General features: G+C 59.6%; 13 protein-coding genes. All 13 read left to right on the plus strand.

The window, feature by feature from the left end; all coding sequences use genetic code 11:
• Positions 1–4 precede the first annotated feature (4 nt).
• The 13 genes from nuoF to RIB87_RS00670 all read left to right on the plus strand — a co-directional run bounded on the left by nuoF (position 5) and on the right by RIB87_RS00670 (position 14,463).
• Positions 5–1,306 carry an NADH-quinone oxidoreductase subunit NuoF gene (gene nuoF, locus RIB87_RS00610; protein ID WP_350142407.1) on the plus strand — a complete coding sequence of 434 codons (1,302 nt, stop codon included), beginning with the start codon at positions 5–7 and terminating at the stop codon, positions 1,304–1,306.
• A 29-nt stretch (positions 1,307–1,335) separates the two neighbouring features.
• Positions 1,336–3,441 carry an NADH-quinone oxidoreductase subunit NuoG gene (gene nuoG / locus RIB87_RS00615; protein ID WP_350142553.1) on the plus strand — a complete coding sequence of 702 codons (2,106 nt, stop codon included), beginning with the start codon at positions 1,336–1,338 and terminating at the stop codon, positions 3,439–3,441.
• The gene (nuoH, locus tag RIB87_RS00620) at positions 3,434–4,459 is read left to right on the plus strand and encodes an NADH-quinone oxidoreductase subunit NuoH (RefSeq protein WP_350142409.1); all 1,026 of its coding nucleotides are present in this window, start codon (positions 3,434–3,436) and stop codon (positions 4,457–4,459) included. The genes nuoG and nuoH overlap by 8 nt, the downstream gene beginning before the upstream one ends.
• Before the next feature lie 12 nt (positions 4,460–4,471).
• The gene (gene nuoI / locus RIB87_RS00625; RefSeq protein WP_350142411.1) at positions 4,472–4,963 is read left to right on the plus strand and encodes an NADH-quinone oxidoreductase subunit NuoI; all 492 of its coding nucleotides are present in this window, start codon (positions 4,472–4,474) and stop codon (positions 4,961–4,963) included.
• An 86-nt stretch (positions 4,964–5,049) separates the two neighbouring features.
• Positions 5,050–5,664 carry an NADH-quinone oxidoreductase subunit J gene (locus tag RIB87_RS00630; RefSeq protein ID WP_350142413.1) on the plus strand — a complete coding sequence of 205 codons (615 nt, stop codon included), beginning with the start codon at positions 5,050–5,052 and terminating at the stop codon, positions 5,662–5,664.
• A 16-nt stretch (positions 5,665–5,680) separates the two neighbouring features.
• Positions 5,681–5,989: an NADH-quinone oxidoreductase subunit NuoK gene (gene nuoK / locus RIB87_RS00635; RefSeq protein WP_350142555.1), complete on the plus strand. Its 309-nt coding sequence runs from the start codon at positions 5,681–5,683 to the stop codon at positions 5,987–5,989.
• A 12-nt stretch (positions 5,990–6,001) separates the two neighbouring features.
• Positions 6,002–7,933, plus strand: coding sequence for an NADH-quinone oxidoreductase subunit L (gene nuoL, locus RIB87_RS00640; RefSeq protein WP_350142415.1), 1,932 nt, complete (start codon positions 6,002–6,004; stop codon positions 7,931–7,933).
• Between the two features lie 3 nt (positions 7,934–7,936).
• Complete coding sequence (locus RIB87_RS00645; protein ID WP_350142417.1) at positions 7,937–9,463, plus strand: NADH-quinone oxidoreductase subunit M; 1,527 nt, start codon at positions 7,937–7,939, stop codon at positions 9,461–9,463.
• A gap of 15 nt (positions 9,464–9,478) precedes the next feature.
• The gene (gene nuoN, locus RIB87_RS00650; RefSeq protein WP_350142419.1) at positions 9,479–10,921 is read left to right on the plus strand and encodes an NADH-quinone oxidoreductase subunit NuoN; all 1,443 of its coding nucleotides are present in this window, start codon (positions 9,479–9,481) and stop codon (positions 10,919–10,921) included.
• 2 nt (positions 10,922–10,923) lie between these two features.
• The gene (locus RIB87_RS00655; RefSeq protein WP_350142421.1) at positions 10,924–11,706 is read left to right on the plus strand and encodes a biotin--[acetyl-CoA-carboxylase] ligase; all 783 of its coding nucleotides are present in this window, start codon (positions 10,924–10,926) and stop codon (positions 11,704–11,706) included.
• Positions 11,707–11,715: 9 nt separating this feature from the next.
• Positions 11,716–12,480, plus strand: a complete 765-nt coding sequence (locus RIB87_RS00660) for a type III pantothenate kinase (RefSeq protein ID WP_350142423.1) — start codon at positions 11,716–11,718, stop codon at positions 12,478–12,480.
• Positions 12,481–14,166, plus strand: a complete 1,686-nt coding sequence (locus RIB87_RS00665; protein ID WP_350142425.1) for a ribonuclease J — start codon at positions 12,481–12,483, stop codon at positions 14,164–14,166. It abuts the gene before it with no gap.
• An 18-nt stretch (positions 14,167–14,184) separates the two neighbouring features.
• Complete coding sequence (locus RIB87_RS00670; protein WP_350142427.1) at positions 14,185–14,463, plus strand: DUF1467 family protein; 279 nt, start codon at positions 14,185–14,187, stop codon at positions 14,461–14,463.
• The last annotated feature ends 401 nt before the right edge of the window (positions 14,464–14,864 follow it).

Genomic DNA, 14,864 nt, shown 5'->3' on the forward strand with positions numbered 1-14,864 from the left:
GTCGATGCTCGCTGACAAAGATCGCATCTTCACAAATCTCTACGGCTTTGAAAGCTGGAACCTTGACGCCGCCCGCAAGCGCGGCGACTGGGACGGCACCAAGGAGTTGCTGGCCAAGGGCCGCGACTGGATTGTGGAAGAAATCAAGAAATCCGGCCTGCGCGGGCGCGGCGGGGCTGGCTTCCCCACCGGCCTTAAATGGTCGTTCATGCCCAAGGAAAGCGATGGTCGCCCGCACTATCTGGTAGTGAATGCGGACGAGTCCGAACCGGGCACCTGCAAGGACCGAGAGATGATGCGGCACGACCCGCATAAGCTCATTGAGGGCTGTCTGGTCGCGGGTTTCGCCATGGGCGCAAACCACGCCTACATTTATCTGCGCGGCGAATATATTTTCGAGCGGGACCGTCTGCAGGCCGCCGTTGACGAAGCCTATGACGCCGGGCTGATCGGCCCGGATGCGTGTGGCTCAGGCTATCCGTTTGACGTGATCGTGCATCACGGCGCGGGCGCGTATATCTGCGGTGAGGAAACAGCGCTGCTGGAAAGCCTCGAAGGCAAAAAGGGCATGCCGCGCCTCAAGCCGCCATTCCCGGCGAATGTAGGCCTTTACGGCAACCCCACCACGGTCAACAACGTGGAGAGCATTGCTGTTGCGCCTACCATTTTGCGCCGTGGCGCGGACTGGTTCGCGGGCTTTGGCCGCCCCGGCAACACCGGCACAAAAGTGTTTTCCATCTCCGGCCATGTCAACAACCCTTGCAACGTCGAAGAAGAAATGTCGATCCCGCTGAAAGAGCTGATCGAGCGTCACGCCGGCGGTGTGCGCGGCGGTTGGGATAACCTGCTGGCCGTCATTCCCGGCGGCTCGTCTGTGCCGCTGATCCCCAAGGACATTTGCGACACGGTGCTGATGGACTTTGACGCGCTGAAAGACGTGCAGTCGGGCCTTGGCACCGCAGCCGTCATCGTCATGGATAAATCCACCGACATCATCAAGGCCATTGCGCGGCTATCCTACTTCTACAAGCACGAAAGCTGCGGCCAGTGCACGCCGTGCCGCGAGGGCACCGGCTGGATGTGGCGGGTGATGGAGCGCATGGCCAGGGGCGAAGCGGAAGTCGAGGAAATCGACACGCTGCTGAAAGTTACCAAACAGGTGGAAGGTCACACCATCTGTGCGCTGGGCGATGCCGCCGCATGGCCGGTGCAGGGCGTCATCCGCCACTTCCGCCCGGAGTTTGAAGCACGCATTGCTGCCCGCAAGGCCCGCCAGTCCGGCGCGCCTGCGGTTGCGGCAGAATAGTCAGGATACGGATCACGAGCATGGGCGAACTGCGCACCATCAAGGTTGACGGCCAGGAAGTTGAGGTTGATAGCGATCTCACGCTGCTGCAGGCGTGTGAGGAAGCGGGCAAGGAAATCCCGCGCTTTTGCTATCACGAGCGTCTGTCAGTCGCCGGCAACTGTCGCATGTGCCTCATTGAAGTGAAGGGTGGCCCGCCCAAGCCGGTTGCCTCGTGCGCGCAAAACGTCAAGGACCTGCGCCCCGGCCCCGAAGGCCAGCCGCCGGAACTGTTCACCAACACCAAAATGGTGAAAGAGGCGCGCGAAGGGGTGATGGAGTTTCTGCTCATCAACCACCCGCTGGATTGCCCGATCTGCGACCAGGGCGGCGAGTGCGACCTGCAGGACCAGGCCATGGCCTATGGCACTGATGGCTCGCGCTACGCGGAAAACAAGCGCGCCGTCGAGGACAAGTATATCGGCCCGCTGGTCAAGACCATCATGACCCGTTGCATCCACTGCACGCGCTGCATCCGCTTTGCCACAGAGGTGGCAGGCGTGCCGGAGCTTGGTGCAATCGGCCGCGGCGAAGACATGGAAATCACGACATATCTTGAAGAAGCCATGTCGTCCGAGTTGCAGGGCAACGTGATTGACCTGTGCCCCGTCGGTGCGCTCACTTCGCGGCCCTATGCGTTTCAGGCGCGCCCTTGGGAACTCAAGAAGACTGAAACCATCGACGTGATGGACGCGCTTGGCAGCAACATTCGGGTGGATTCGCGCGGCAAGGCCGTGATGCGGATCATTCCGCGCAACGCCGACGACATCAACGAAGAGTGGATTTCCGACAAGACACGCTTTGTGTGGGACGGCCTTGGCCGCCAGCGTCTGGACCAGCCCTATGTGCGCCGCGACGGCAAGCTGCAGCCTGCAACCTGGAATGAGGCGTTCGCCGCCATCGCTGAAAAGATGGACGGCCTCGACGGCACACAGTTTGCCGCCCTCGCCGGTGATATGGCGTGCGCTGAAAGCATGAAGGCCCTCAAGGATCTGGCAATGGCTGTTGGCAGCACCAGCATTGACTGCCGACAGGACGGCACAAAGCTGGAAGCTGGCGCGCGCGGTGGCTACATCTTCAATTCCGGCATTGCCGGCATTGATGAAGCCGACGCCATTTTGCTCATCGGCTCCAACCCGCGCACGGAAGCCCCCGTGCTCAACGCCCGCATCCGCCGCCGCTGGCGTGAAACGGGTCTGCCGGTTGCCAATATCGGCCAGCCGTTTGATCTGACCTATCCCGTCACGCAGCTTGGGGCTGGGCCTGATACGCTCAACGAAGTTGTGTCCGGCACCCACGGCATTCATTCGTTTGCGCAGGTTCTGCAGGACGCCAAACGCCCGATGATTATTGTCGGGCAGGGTGCGCTCACCCGCGCTGACGGTGCTGCCGTGCTCGCCGCAGCTATTTCGCTGGCGGGGAGCGTTGGTGCTTTGAGCGACGAATGGAACGGCTTCAACGTGCTGCACACCGCCGCTGCCCGTGTGGCAGGTCTCGACCTTGGGTTTGTGCCCGGCGAAAGCGGGCGTGACACCACAGCCATTCTGGATGCTGCGCGCTCCGGCGACGTCAAAGTTGTTTATCTTTTGGGTGCTGACGAAATCGACGGCACGCAGTATGGCGATGCCTTTGTGATTTATCAGGGCAGTCACGGCGACCGGGGCGCACACCGCGCCGACGTTATTCTGCCCGGTGCTGCTTACACTGAAAAATCAGCCACATGGGTCAACACCGAAGGCCGTGCCCAGCTTGGTCGCCGCGCCACGTTCCCGCCGGGGGATGCCCGCGAGGACTGGTCCATTTTGCGCGCGCTGTCTGACGTGCTTGGCAAAACACTGCCCTACGACAATCTGGCAGACCTACGCGCCGCCATGTATGAAGACGCGCCGCATCTCATGCGCATCGGCCAGGTTGAGGCAGGCGATGTGCCGCGCCCGGCTGCCGGCAACATGGACTCAGCACCGTTTGAACCTGCCATCGCAGATTTCTTCCTGAGCAACCCGATTGCCCGCGCCAGCAAAACCATGGCTGACTTGTCGCTGGCCGCCACCCACCGCGTTGCCGCGACCGACGAAGGAACAGGCACCCATGGCTGAGTTCCTTTCAGAATACGGTATGACCGGCGCCATCATTATCGGCCAGACGTTGCTGACCATCGTCGGCCTGCTCGTGCTGATCGCGTTTCTTCTGTATGCGGACCGTAAGGTGTGGGCCGCTGTTGCCCTGCGCCGTGGCCCCAACGTGGTTGGGCCATTCGGCGTGCTGCAAACCTTCGCCGACTTTTTGAAGTTCGTCTTCAAGGAGTTTGTCATTCCGTCCGGCGCCAACAAGGGCGTGTTCGTGCTTGCCCCCATTGTGGCGGCCGTGCTGGCGCTCACGGCGTGGTCGGTCATTCCCATGGCGGACGGCTGGGCGCTTGCCGACATAAATGTCGGCATCTTGTTTGTGTTCGCCATTTCGTCATTGGGTGTGTACGGCATCATCATGGCGGGCTGGGCGTCAAACTCTAAATACCCGTTTATGGGCGCGCTGCGTTCAGCGGCGCAGATGGTGTCCTACGAAGTGTCGCTTGGGTTTGTGATCGTCACAGTGCTGCTGGTGGCGGGCTCGCTGAACCTGTCAGAGATTGTGCGCGCGCAGGATGGCAACTACGGGATGCTGAACTGGTATTTCATTCCGCTGTTCCCGATGTTCGTCATCTTCTTTATTTCAGCGCTGGCCGAAACCAACCGTCCGCCGTTTGACCTGCCCGAAGCCGAAGCTGAACTGGTGGCGGGGTTTGCCACCGAGTATTCGTCCACGCCTTACATGCTGCTGTTCCTCGCCGAATATGTGGCGATCCTGCTGATGTGCGCCATGATTACCATCCTGTTTCTGGGTGGGTGGCTGCCACCGGCAGACATAGCTCCGTTCACCTGGATACCGGGCTTCTTCTGGTTCTGGATCAAGGTGATTTTCCTGTTCTTCATTTTTGCAATGGTGAAGGCAATGGTGCCGCGGTATCGCTACGACCAGTTGATGCGCCTTGGCTGGAAAGTGTTTCTGCCCTTGTCGCTGTTTTATCTGGTGGCGACGGCAGGCGTACTCGTTGCCTTCGACCTGTTGCCGGCATAAGGGAGAGACATCATGGCCTGGCTTGATCAATCTGCCCGTTCGCTGTTCCTCACAGAGTTTGTGTCGAGCTTTTTTCTGGCGTTTCGCTACATGCTGAAACCCAAGCCGACGCTGAACTACCCGTTTGAAAAAGGGCCGATCAGCCCGCGCTTCAGGGGTGAGCACGCGCTGCGCCGTTACCCAAATGGCGAAGAGCGCTGCATTGCCTGCAAGCTGTGCGAAGCCATTTGCCCCGCGCAGGCGATCACCATTGAGGCCGAGCCACGCGGCAATGACGGCACCCGTCGCACCACGCGCTATGACATCGACATGGTGAAGTGCATCTATTGCGGCTTTTGTCAGGAAGCCTGCCCGGTGGACGCCATTGTCGAAGGCCCGAACTTTGAGTTCGCCACCGAGACCCGTGAAGAACTGATGTACGACAAGGACAAACTTTTGAGCAATGGCGACCGCTGGGAACGCGAGATCGCCAAAAACATGGAACTGGACGCGCCCTACCGCTAAAAGCGGCACGGACGCAGCCCGCATATTTTAATCGCAGGCCGCACAAGAAGCCTGCAAAACACTTTCCGGGCCGGGGGGCTCACACAATGATCGTTGCAACGATTGCGTTTTACGTCTTCGCCGGCATTGCCGTGGCGTCGGCTGCGATGGTCATCGCCGCACGCAATCCTGTTCACTCCGTGCTGTTTCTTATTCTCGTGTTCTTCAACGCCGCGGGCCTGTTCGTGCTCATGGGCGCTGAGTTTCTGGCGATGATTCTGGTCATCGTCTATGTGGGTGCCGTCGCCGTGCTGTTCCTGTTTGTGGTGATGATGCTGGACGTGGACTTTGCAGAGCTGCGCGAAGGCTTCTTGCAGTACATGCCGTTTGGTGCGCTGATCGGCTTCATCCTGCTGCTGGAACTGTTGCTGGTCGTCGGCGTCTGGGCCATTGCGCCGGAAGCCGCATCCCTTGTTGCTGCGCCCACGCCTGCCATGACCGAGGTGACCAACACGGAAGCCATTGGCCGTATTCTCTATACGGATTATGTCTATTACTTCCAGGCCTCCGGCATGATCCTGCTCATCGCCATGATCGGCGCCATTGTGCTGACGCTTCGCCACAAGCCCGGCGTCAAGCGGCAGAACATTGCAGCCCAGGTGGCACGCACCCGCGAACAGGCCGTTGAACTGAAAAACGTCAAACCCGGCCAGGGCATTTGAGGGAGCAAGGCACATGATCGCAATCGGCCTTGGCCATTATCTTACCGTCGCTGCCCTGCTGTTTACGCTGGGCATCTTCGGCATCTTCTTGAACCGCAAGAACATCATCATCATCCTGATGTCGATCGAGTTGATGCTGCTCGCCGTCAACATCAACCTGGTGGCTTTTTCCACCACGCTGGGCGACATGGTGGGGCAGATCTTCGCAATGATCGTGCTCACGGTAGCCGCCGCCGAAGCGGCCATCGGTCTTGCCATCCTGGTTGTGTACTTCCGAAACCGCGGCTCCATCGCGGTTGAGGATGTCAGCCTCATGAAGGGTTAGGGGCACACACTCATGTATTCAGCCATTCTGTTTTTACCGCTCATCGGCGCGCTGATCGCGGGCCTCGGCGGCCGCATCATCGGCCATCGCGGTGCTGAAATTGTCACCACGGCGCTGCTGCTGGTTGCAGCCTTGCTGTCGGCCATTGCCCTGATTGACGTGGGCTTCGGCGGCTACACCGGCAAGGTGTATATTCTGCGGTGGATTGATTCAGGCGCTCTTGAAGTGGACTGGTCCATTCGCATCGACACGCTGACCGCCGTCATGCTGGTGGTGGTGACGTGGGTGTCGTCTCTCGTCCACGTTTATTCCATCGGCTACATGAGCCACGATCCGCACCGTGCGCGGTTCTTTGCGTATCTGTCGCTGTTCACCTTCGCCATGCTGATGCTGATTACGGCCGATAACTTCGTCCAGTTGTTCTTCGGCTGGGAAGGCGTGGGCCTCGCATCCTATTTGCTCATCGGCTTCTGGTACAAAAAGCCCTCCGCCAATGCGGCCGCCATGAAAGCGTTTGTGGTCAACCGCGTTGGCGACTTCGGCCTCATTTTGGGTCTTGCAGGCATCTTCCTGGTGTTCGGCTCGCTGGAGTTCGACACCGTGTTTGCCATGGTGCCGGAAATTGCCGGCCAGACCTTCACGTTTGCGGGAATGCAGCTTGATGTGATGACCACCATCTGCCTGCTGCTGTTCATGGGTGCCATGGGCAAGTCAGCCCAGTTCCTGCTGCACACCTGGCTGCCGGACGCGATGGAAGGCCCGACGCCTGTGTCCGCGCTCATCCACGCCGCCACCATGGTGACGGCTGGCGTGTTCCTCGTCGCACGCACGTCGCCCATGTTTGAGTTTGCACCGGACGCGCTGTGGGTTGTCACGCTGGTAGGCGCAACAACAGCATTCTTTGCCGCAACAGTCGGGCTTGTGCAGAACGACATCAAGCGCGTGATCGCGTACTCCACCTGCTCTCAGCTTGGCTACATGTTTGTGGCGCTGGGGCTGGGCGGCTATCAGATGGCGATCTTCCACCTGTTCACGCACGCGTTCTTCAAGGCACTGCTGTTCCTGGGTGCAGGCTCTGTCATCCATGCCGTGTCCAACGAGCAGGACATGCGCAAGATGGGCGGCCTGTACAAAATGATCCCCGGCACGTGGTTCATGATGATTATCGGCACGCTTGGCCTGACCGGGTTCCCGTATCTCGCAGGGTACTATTCCAAGGACGCGATTATCGAAGCTGCCTACATGGCCGACTCCGGTCTCGCGGGGTATGCCTTCGCTATGACAGTGGTCGCGGCCCTGATGACCAGCTTTTATTCCTGGCGTCTCATCTTCATGACGTTCCACGGCGAAAGCCGCGCTTCAAACGAGGTCATCAGCCATGTGCACGAAAGCCCGTGGGTGATGCTTGTTCCGTTGATTGTGTTGTCAGCAGGCACCGTGCTCGCAGGCTTTCCGTTCAAGGAGTTTTTCGTCGGCCACGATCAGGCAACGTTCTGGAATGGGGCAATTTTCACTGGCCCGGCCAACGACCTCATCAATACTTTCCACGACGCGCCCGCCTGGGTGGTCTGGTCACCGTTCGTGATGATGGTTATCGGCTTTGCGACCGCGTGGCTGTTCTACATAGCCCGGCCCGACATTCCCAAAACGCTCGCGCGCGAGCAGCAGCCGCTGTATCAGTTCCTGCTCAACAAGTGGTACTTCGACGAGCTGTACAATCTGATTTTCGTGCGCCCCGCCATGTGGCTTGGCCGCGTGCTGTGGAAGGGCGGCGACGGCTACATCATTGATGGCTTTGGCCCCAACGGCATTGCCGCGCGCGTGCTCGACATCACCCGCAACGTGGTGAAGCTGCAAACGGGTTTCGTCTATCACTACGCCTTCGCCATGCTCATCGGCGTGGCCGCCTTCATCACCTACTACACGCTGACGGGGGCCAACTAAGCCATGATTGACTGGCCGATCCTTTCCCTCGTCACGTTTTTGCCGGTGCTTGGTGCGCTGTTCATTCTGGTTATCCGGGGTGACGAAGAAGTGGTGGCGCGCAACGCCCGCTACGTGGCGCTGTGGACCACGGCAATCACCTTCGCCATTTCGCTGCTGCTGTGGACCAATTTCGATTACACCACCGCCGACTTCCAGTTCGTTGAAAAGCACGACTGGCTGGGCGGCGTTGCGTCCTATCATCTGGGTGTGGACGGCATTTCGATGCTGTTCATCATCCTCACGACGCTGCTGATGCCCGCGTGTATTCTGGCGAGCTGGACAAGCATCAAGACGCGCGTGAAGGAATACATGATCGCGTTTCTTATTCTGGAAACGCTGATGATCGGCGTGTTCTGTGCGCTCGATCTTGTGTTGTTTTACCTGTTCTTTGAAGCAGCGCTCATTCCCATGTTCCTCATCATTGGTGTGTGGGGCGGGGCGCAGCGCGTGTATGCCAGCTTCAAGTTCTTCCTCTATACGCTGCTGGGCTCCGTGCTGATGCTGCTGGCCATCATGGCCATGTACTGGACGGCGGGCACAACCGACATCCCGACCCTGCTGACATATCAGTTCGGCGCCGACATCCAGACCTGGCTGTGGCTCGCCTTCTTCGCCAGCTTTGCCGTCAAGATGCCCATGTGGCCGGTGCACACCTGGCTGCCGGATGCCCACGTGCAGGCACCTACTGCCGGCTCGGTCATTCTGGCCGGCATTCTGCTCAAGATGGGCGGCTATGGCTTCCTGCGGTTCTCGCTGCCGATGTTCCCCATCGCCTCCGACATGTTCGCGCCGATGGTGTTCGTGCTCTCGGTTGTTGCCATCATCTACACATCACTGGTGGCGCTGGCGCAGACCGACATCAAGAAACTCATTGCCTACTCATCCGTCGCCCATATGGGCTTCGTGACCATGGGCATTTTTGCCATCAACATGCAGGGTGTGCAGGGCGGCATCTTCCAGATGATCAGCCACGGGTTTATTTCCGGTGCGCTGTTCCTGTGTGTTGGTGTGATCTACGACCGGCTGCATACCCGCGAGATTTCGGCCTATGGCGGCCTTGTGCAGCGTATGCCGTTTTACGCCGTGGCATTCATGCTGTTCACCATGGCCAATGTGGCACTGCCGGGCACCAGTGGTTTTGTTGGTGAATTTCTCACCATCATGGGCGTGTTCGCCGTCAACACATGGGTTGCCATTCTGGCCACAACCGGCGTCATTCTGTCTGCCGCCTACGCGCTGTATCTTTACTGGCGTGTCATCTTTGGCGAGCTTGAAAAAGACAACCTAAAAAATATAGCTGACGCCAACCGCCGCGAGATCGCGACACTTGTGCCGTTGATTGCACTGGTCATCTTCTTCGGCGTTTACCCGTCTCCCATCCTTGATGTTACCGCTGTATCGGTTGAGAACCTGCTCACCAATGCCAACGCGGCCATTGAGGCCCACCATGCCGCCGGGGCTTCCGCCTCGGTCGCGGGCCTGAACTAGGGGGCAGGGAACAAGATGGAAACCGCTTCAATGATGCCTGACCTCGCCCCCGCTCTGCCGGAGATCATCCTCGCCATTGGTGCCATGGCGCTGCTGATGTTCGGTGTGTTCCGCAAGGATGACGACGCAGGCCCCGTCGCCGCCGGCGCGCTCGTTTTGTTTATCATCACCGGCGCAGCCGTGCTGATGGCCCCTGCTGAAACTGCCGTCACATTCAACGGCAGCTTCATCGCAGACCCGTTCGCGCGCTTTGTGAAGATACTCATTCTCATTGGTGCTGCGGCCACCATGTTCATGGGCGTATCGTCCATGCGCTCCGATAATCTCAACCGCTTTGAATATCCCGTGCTGCTGGTCCTCGCCACGCTGGGCATGTTCATGATGGTGTCTGCCAACGGCCTGATTGCGCTGTATGTTGGCATCGAACTGCAAAGCCTCGCGCTCTACGTGGTGGCCGCGTTCAAGCGCGACAGCCTGAGGTCGTCGGAAGCAGGTCTCAAATACTTTGTCCTCGGTGCCTTGTCGTCGGGCATGTTGCTTTACGGCGCGAGCCTGATTTACGGCTTTGCCGGTACCGTCACTTATGCGGGACTTGGCACAGCGATAACCGAAGATGCGTCCCTTGGCGTCATCGTCGGCCTTGTGTTCTTCATGGCCGGTCTGGCCTTCAAGATGTCCGCTGTGCCGTTCCACATGTGGACGCCGGATGTCTATGAAGGCGCGCCCACGCCCGCCACGGCATTTCTGGCTGCCGCGCCAAAAGTCGCTGCCGTTGCCATGACCGTGCGTGTGCTGATGGAAGCGTTTCCCGGTGCACTGGCCGAATGGCAGCAGATTATTTTCTTCATGGCGGTTGCCTCCACATTGCTGGGTGCATTCGCCGCCATTGGCCAGAACAACATCAAACGACTGATGGCGTATTCGTCCATCGGCCATATCGGTTTCATTCTCATTGGCCTGTCAGCCGGTACTGAGCAGGGCGTGCAGGGTGTGTTGGTCTATCTCGCCATCTACCTCGCCATGACGGTGGGTACATTTGCCTGCATTCTGGCCATGCGCCGCCCCGAGGGCGCTGTGGAAAGCATTGACGATCTGGCGGGCCTGTCGCGCAACCAGCCTATTCTGGCCTTCGTCATGGCCATGCTGATGTTCTCGCTGGCAGGCATTCCGCCGCTGGCTGGCTTTTTTGCCAAATACTACGTGTTCCTCGCGGCCATTGAGGCCGGGCTGTATGTACTCGCCGTCATCGGCGTGCTGGCAAGCGTTGTGGGTGCCTTCTATTACCTGCGGGTCATCAAGGTGATGTATTTTGACGAACCCGCCGCACCGTTCGATCATCCCATCGCCAGCGACGTGCGCCTGGTGCTCGCCATCTCCAGCATCTTCGTACTGCTGTTCTTCCTCTACCCATCTCCGGTGGTGGACGGCGCGGCCTTTGCTGCAAGTTCGCTGTTCTGACCATGAGCACCCGCCTGCCGGACGGCTGGCCGACAGGCATTGCCCTGCATCATCATGCGCAGATTGATTCAACCAACGAGGAAGCCCGACGTCTGGCGCGCGCAGGTGCCGTTGGCCCCGCGTGGATATGCGCTGACACCCAGACGGCAGGCCGGGGTCGCAGGGGCAGGGCGTGGATGTCGGAACCCGGCAACCTTTTTTGCACGCTCCTGCTGGCCCCCGGCTGCCCGATGCCCAAAGCCGCCCAGCTATCCTTTGTTACAGCCCTTGCGGTGCATGACGCGGTTACCGCTGCGGGCATTCACGGGGCTGACCTCAAATGGCCCAACGACGTGCTGATCGAGGGCGCAAAAGTCAGTGGCATTCTCATCGAGTCAGCGCCGCGCGGGCCAGGCCATGAAGACACAGACCCGTTGCTTGCCATCGGCATCGGCATCAACATTGCGTGCGCACCTGACAATACGCCCTATCCCGCGACCAGTCTCGCGGCCCATGCCATTGCCGTTGAGCCGCTCCGCCTGCTGACACTGGTCGCAACAGCGTTTGCAACCCGCCTGAATCAATGGAACAAGGGCGCGGGTTTCGCTGATATCCGCAGTGCCTGGCTTGAGCGTGCCCGTGCCATCGGCGGTGCCATCACCGTACGCCTGCATGACGAGACCATTGAGGGCGAGTTTGTGAGCCTTGACGACGATGGCGCGCTTGTGGTGCGCAGCCGTGATACAGTCCGCACCATTACAGCGGGCGACGTTTTTTTCCCGCCAGTCAGAGTGCAGACCAGCTAAGGTAACGCGATGCTTCTCACCATTGATACCGGCAACACCAACACCGTGTTTGGCGTGCACGACGGCAACGAGTGGCGCGCCCAGTGGCGCACTGCCACAGCCACAGGCCGCACAGCGGATGAGTATATCGTCTGGCTCGCCGAGCTTATGCGAATGCAGCAGTTGCAGCCCTCCGACATTAGCGGCTGCATCATCTCAACCGTGGTGCCGCAATCGCTGTTCAACCTGCGCAACCTGAGCCGCCGCTACTTCAATATCGACCCGAAAGTCATCGGCGAAAATGTCGAGCTTGGTGTCGAGGTGCATATGGACAATCCGCGTGAAGTGGGCGCGGACCGGCTGGTCAACGCAGTGGGGGCGTTTATATCCCACGGTGGGCCGTTGCTGATTGTCGACAGTGGGACGGCCACGACGTTTGACGTGGTGGATGAGAACGGTGCGTTCAAAGGCGGCATTATTTCGCCGGGCATCAACCTGTCCATGCAGGCCCTGCACGATGCGGCCGCCAAGCTGCCGCGTGTTGCCATTGAGCGGCCGGAACAAACCATCGGCCGCAACACGGTTGAGGCCATGCAGTCGGGCGTGTTCTGGGGGTACATCTGTTTGATTGAAGGGTTGATTGAGCGCGTGAAAAAAGAATACGGCAAACCCATGAGGGTGGTCGCCACCGGCGGGGTCGCATCGTTGTTTGATGGTGCAACCGACAAAATTGATGTGTTTGATCCGGACGTTACCAGCGTCGGCCTGCTCGAACTTCACCGGCGCAATTCATAGATGACACGGTCCGAACGCCCTGCCTCCATAAATGATGAGTTGGTATTCCTGCCGTTGGGTGGCACCGGCGAAATCGGCATGAACTTCAATCTTTATGGCTATGGCCCGGCGACAAAGCGCAAGTGGCTGGCGATTGATCTTGGCATCACCTTTCCCGACGCCTCCGAGCCCGGCATCGACGTCATCATGCCTGACCCGATTTTTATTGAAGGAGAACGCGAAAATCTTTTGGGGCTTGTACTGACCCATGCCCACGAGGATCACATCGGCGCAGTGGCGCATCTGTGGGAGCGCCTCAGATGTCCGGTTTATGCCACCCCGTTTACCGCCGCGATGCTGCGCGGAAAGCTGGCGGAGGCGGGCCTCCTCAACGATGTGCCGCTGCACGAAGTACCGCTTGGCGGGCATTTGCAGCTAGGCCCGTTCGACCTCACATTTGTGACGCTCACCCATTCCATTCCTGAGCCGAATGCCATTGCCATACGCACACCGCTTGGCAATGTCATGCATACCGGGGACTGGAAAATTGACGATGCACCCCAAATCGGTGATGTGACCGATATCAAGACCCTGACCGCTTTCGGCGACGAAGGCGTGCGCGCCATTGTGTGCGACAGCACCAATGTGTTGTCGCCGGGCCGTTCCGGCTCGGAAGCCGATGTGCGTAAAAATCTCACGGCATTGATAGGCACCCTCAAGGGCCGCGTTGCCGTCACAACGTTTGCCTCCAACCTCGCGCGGCTCTCCACCATCATGAAGGCCGCCGAGGCCAATGGCCGTCACACGGTGCTGGTGGGCCGCAGTATGCACAAGGTCACAAGTGCGGCGCGTGAAACCGGCTATCTCAAGGATGTGCCGACACCCGTGTCGGAGGAAGACGCGGGCTTTTTGCCGCCCGACAACGTGCTGTATCTGTGCACCGGCAGCCAGGGTGAGGCCCGCGCCGCCCTGTCGCGCATTGCTGATGACAGCCACCGCCACATTGCCCTGAGCAAAGGCGACACGGTGATTTTCTCGTCGAAGATCATTCCGGGAAACGAGTTGCCGATTTTTGAATTGCACAACCGCCTGTCCGAGCGCGGCATTGATGTGCTGACCGAAAAAGATCATGACGTGCATGTGTCCGGTCATCCGTGCCGGGATGAACTGATCCAGATGTATCAGTGGATCAGGCCGGAGCTGTCCATTCCCGTGCATGGTGAGCCGCGTCACCTGCTGGCTCATGCCGAACTGGCGAATGAACTGCAGGTGCCTGAACAGCTTGTGCTGCGCAACGGCCTGATGGCCCGCATCGCACCCGGCCCCGCGCAGGTGATTGATGATGTGCCCGCAGGCCGCCTGCATCTTGATGGCCGGGTGCTGGTGCGCGCCGGTGAAGCACCGCTGCGCGAACGCCGGCAGATGTCATTTGCCGGCCACGTCGTCGTGTCGCTGGTGGTGGACGATGATGGAAAGCTGCTGGCCGACCCTGAGGTGGCGTGCGAGGGCATTCCTGATCTGGAAGAAGGCCTGAGCGTCGAGGATACCTGCCGCGAGGCTGCAGACGACGCCGTCAGCCGAATGCGCAAATCAGCGGCGCGTGATGATGCGGCCGTAGCAGAAGCCGCCCGCCGCGCGGTGCGCGGGCGACTGCGATTCCTGTGGGACAAAAAACCACCCGTGCGCGTTCTGGTCACACGGGTTTAGCAAGAAAGAGGACGTGCAATGTCGCTGATCGGTGGACTGGCCATTTATGGCCTTATCTGGTGGCTGGTGCTGTTTGCCGTGTTGCCGTTTGGTGTGCGCACAAGTGCGGAGGCCGGGGAGGCAAAGGTCGAAGGTGCAGCCGATAGCGCCCCCGTGCGCCCGCAGATGCTGCGCAAACTTCTCATTACCACGGCAGTGGCATTTGCAATCTGGGCAGTTGTCTTTGTTGTGCTCGACAGCCGCCTGATCCCGCTCGACGACATCCCCTTCCTGCCGCGCTTCGGTGAGCACGAGTAGAGAGACACGCCCCCCAAAGGTCCAAGCGTCCGACCGGACGCCGGGCGTAGCCGCCCGTCCCGCCGGAGCGGGTGTGCGCAGCGCACATAAGCGCAAGGCAAGAAAAGAAAAAAGCAAGGCTCCCAAAAGAGCCTTGCTTTCAAAGTTTGCTTCTTGTCCCTCAAGTGCAGCGGGCAGCTTAAAAAAGCGCCGCGCACAGGTGGCACGGGTTGAACCCCGATGCCGTTGCAGGGTGAAGCGTTCCTCCCTGAACTTGGGCCATATGGTGCGAAAATCCGCACTACGCCCCCGTCTTCTTATTGTTACATGTTTATTACAGCGCCCGCGACACCCTGTCACGTTAAAAACGCGCAAGGGTGACTAAAAGACAAGCAACATGCCTGCATTTCAACCATAAGCAG

Origin of the sequence: Pyruvatibacter sp. (assembly GCF_040219635.1) — a bacterium.
Classification (GTDB): Bacteria; Pseudomonadota; Alphaproteobacteria; order CGMCC-115125; family CGMCC-115125; genus Pyruvatibacter.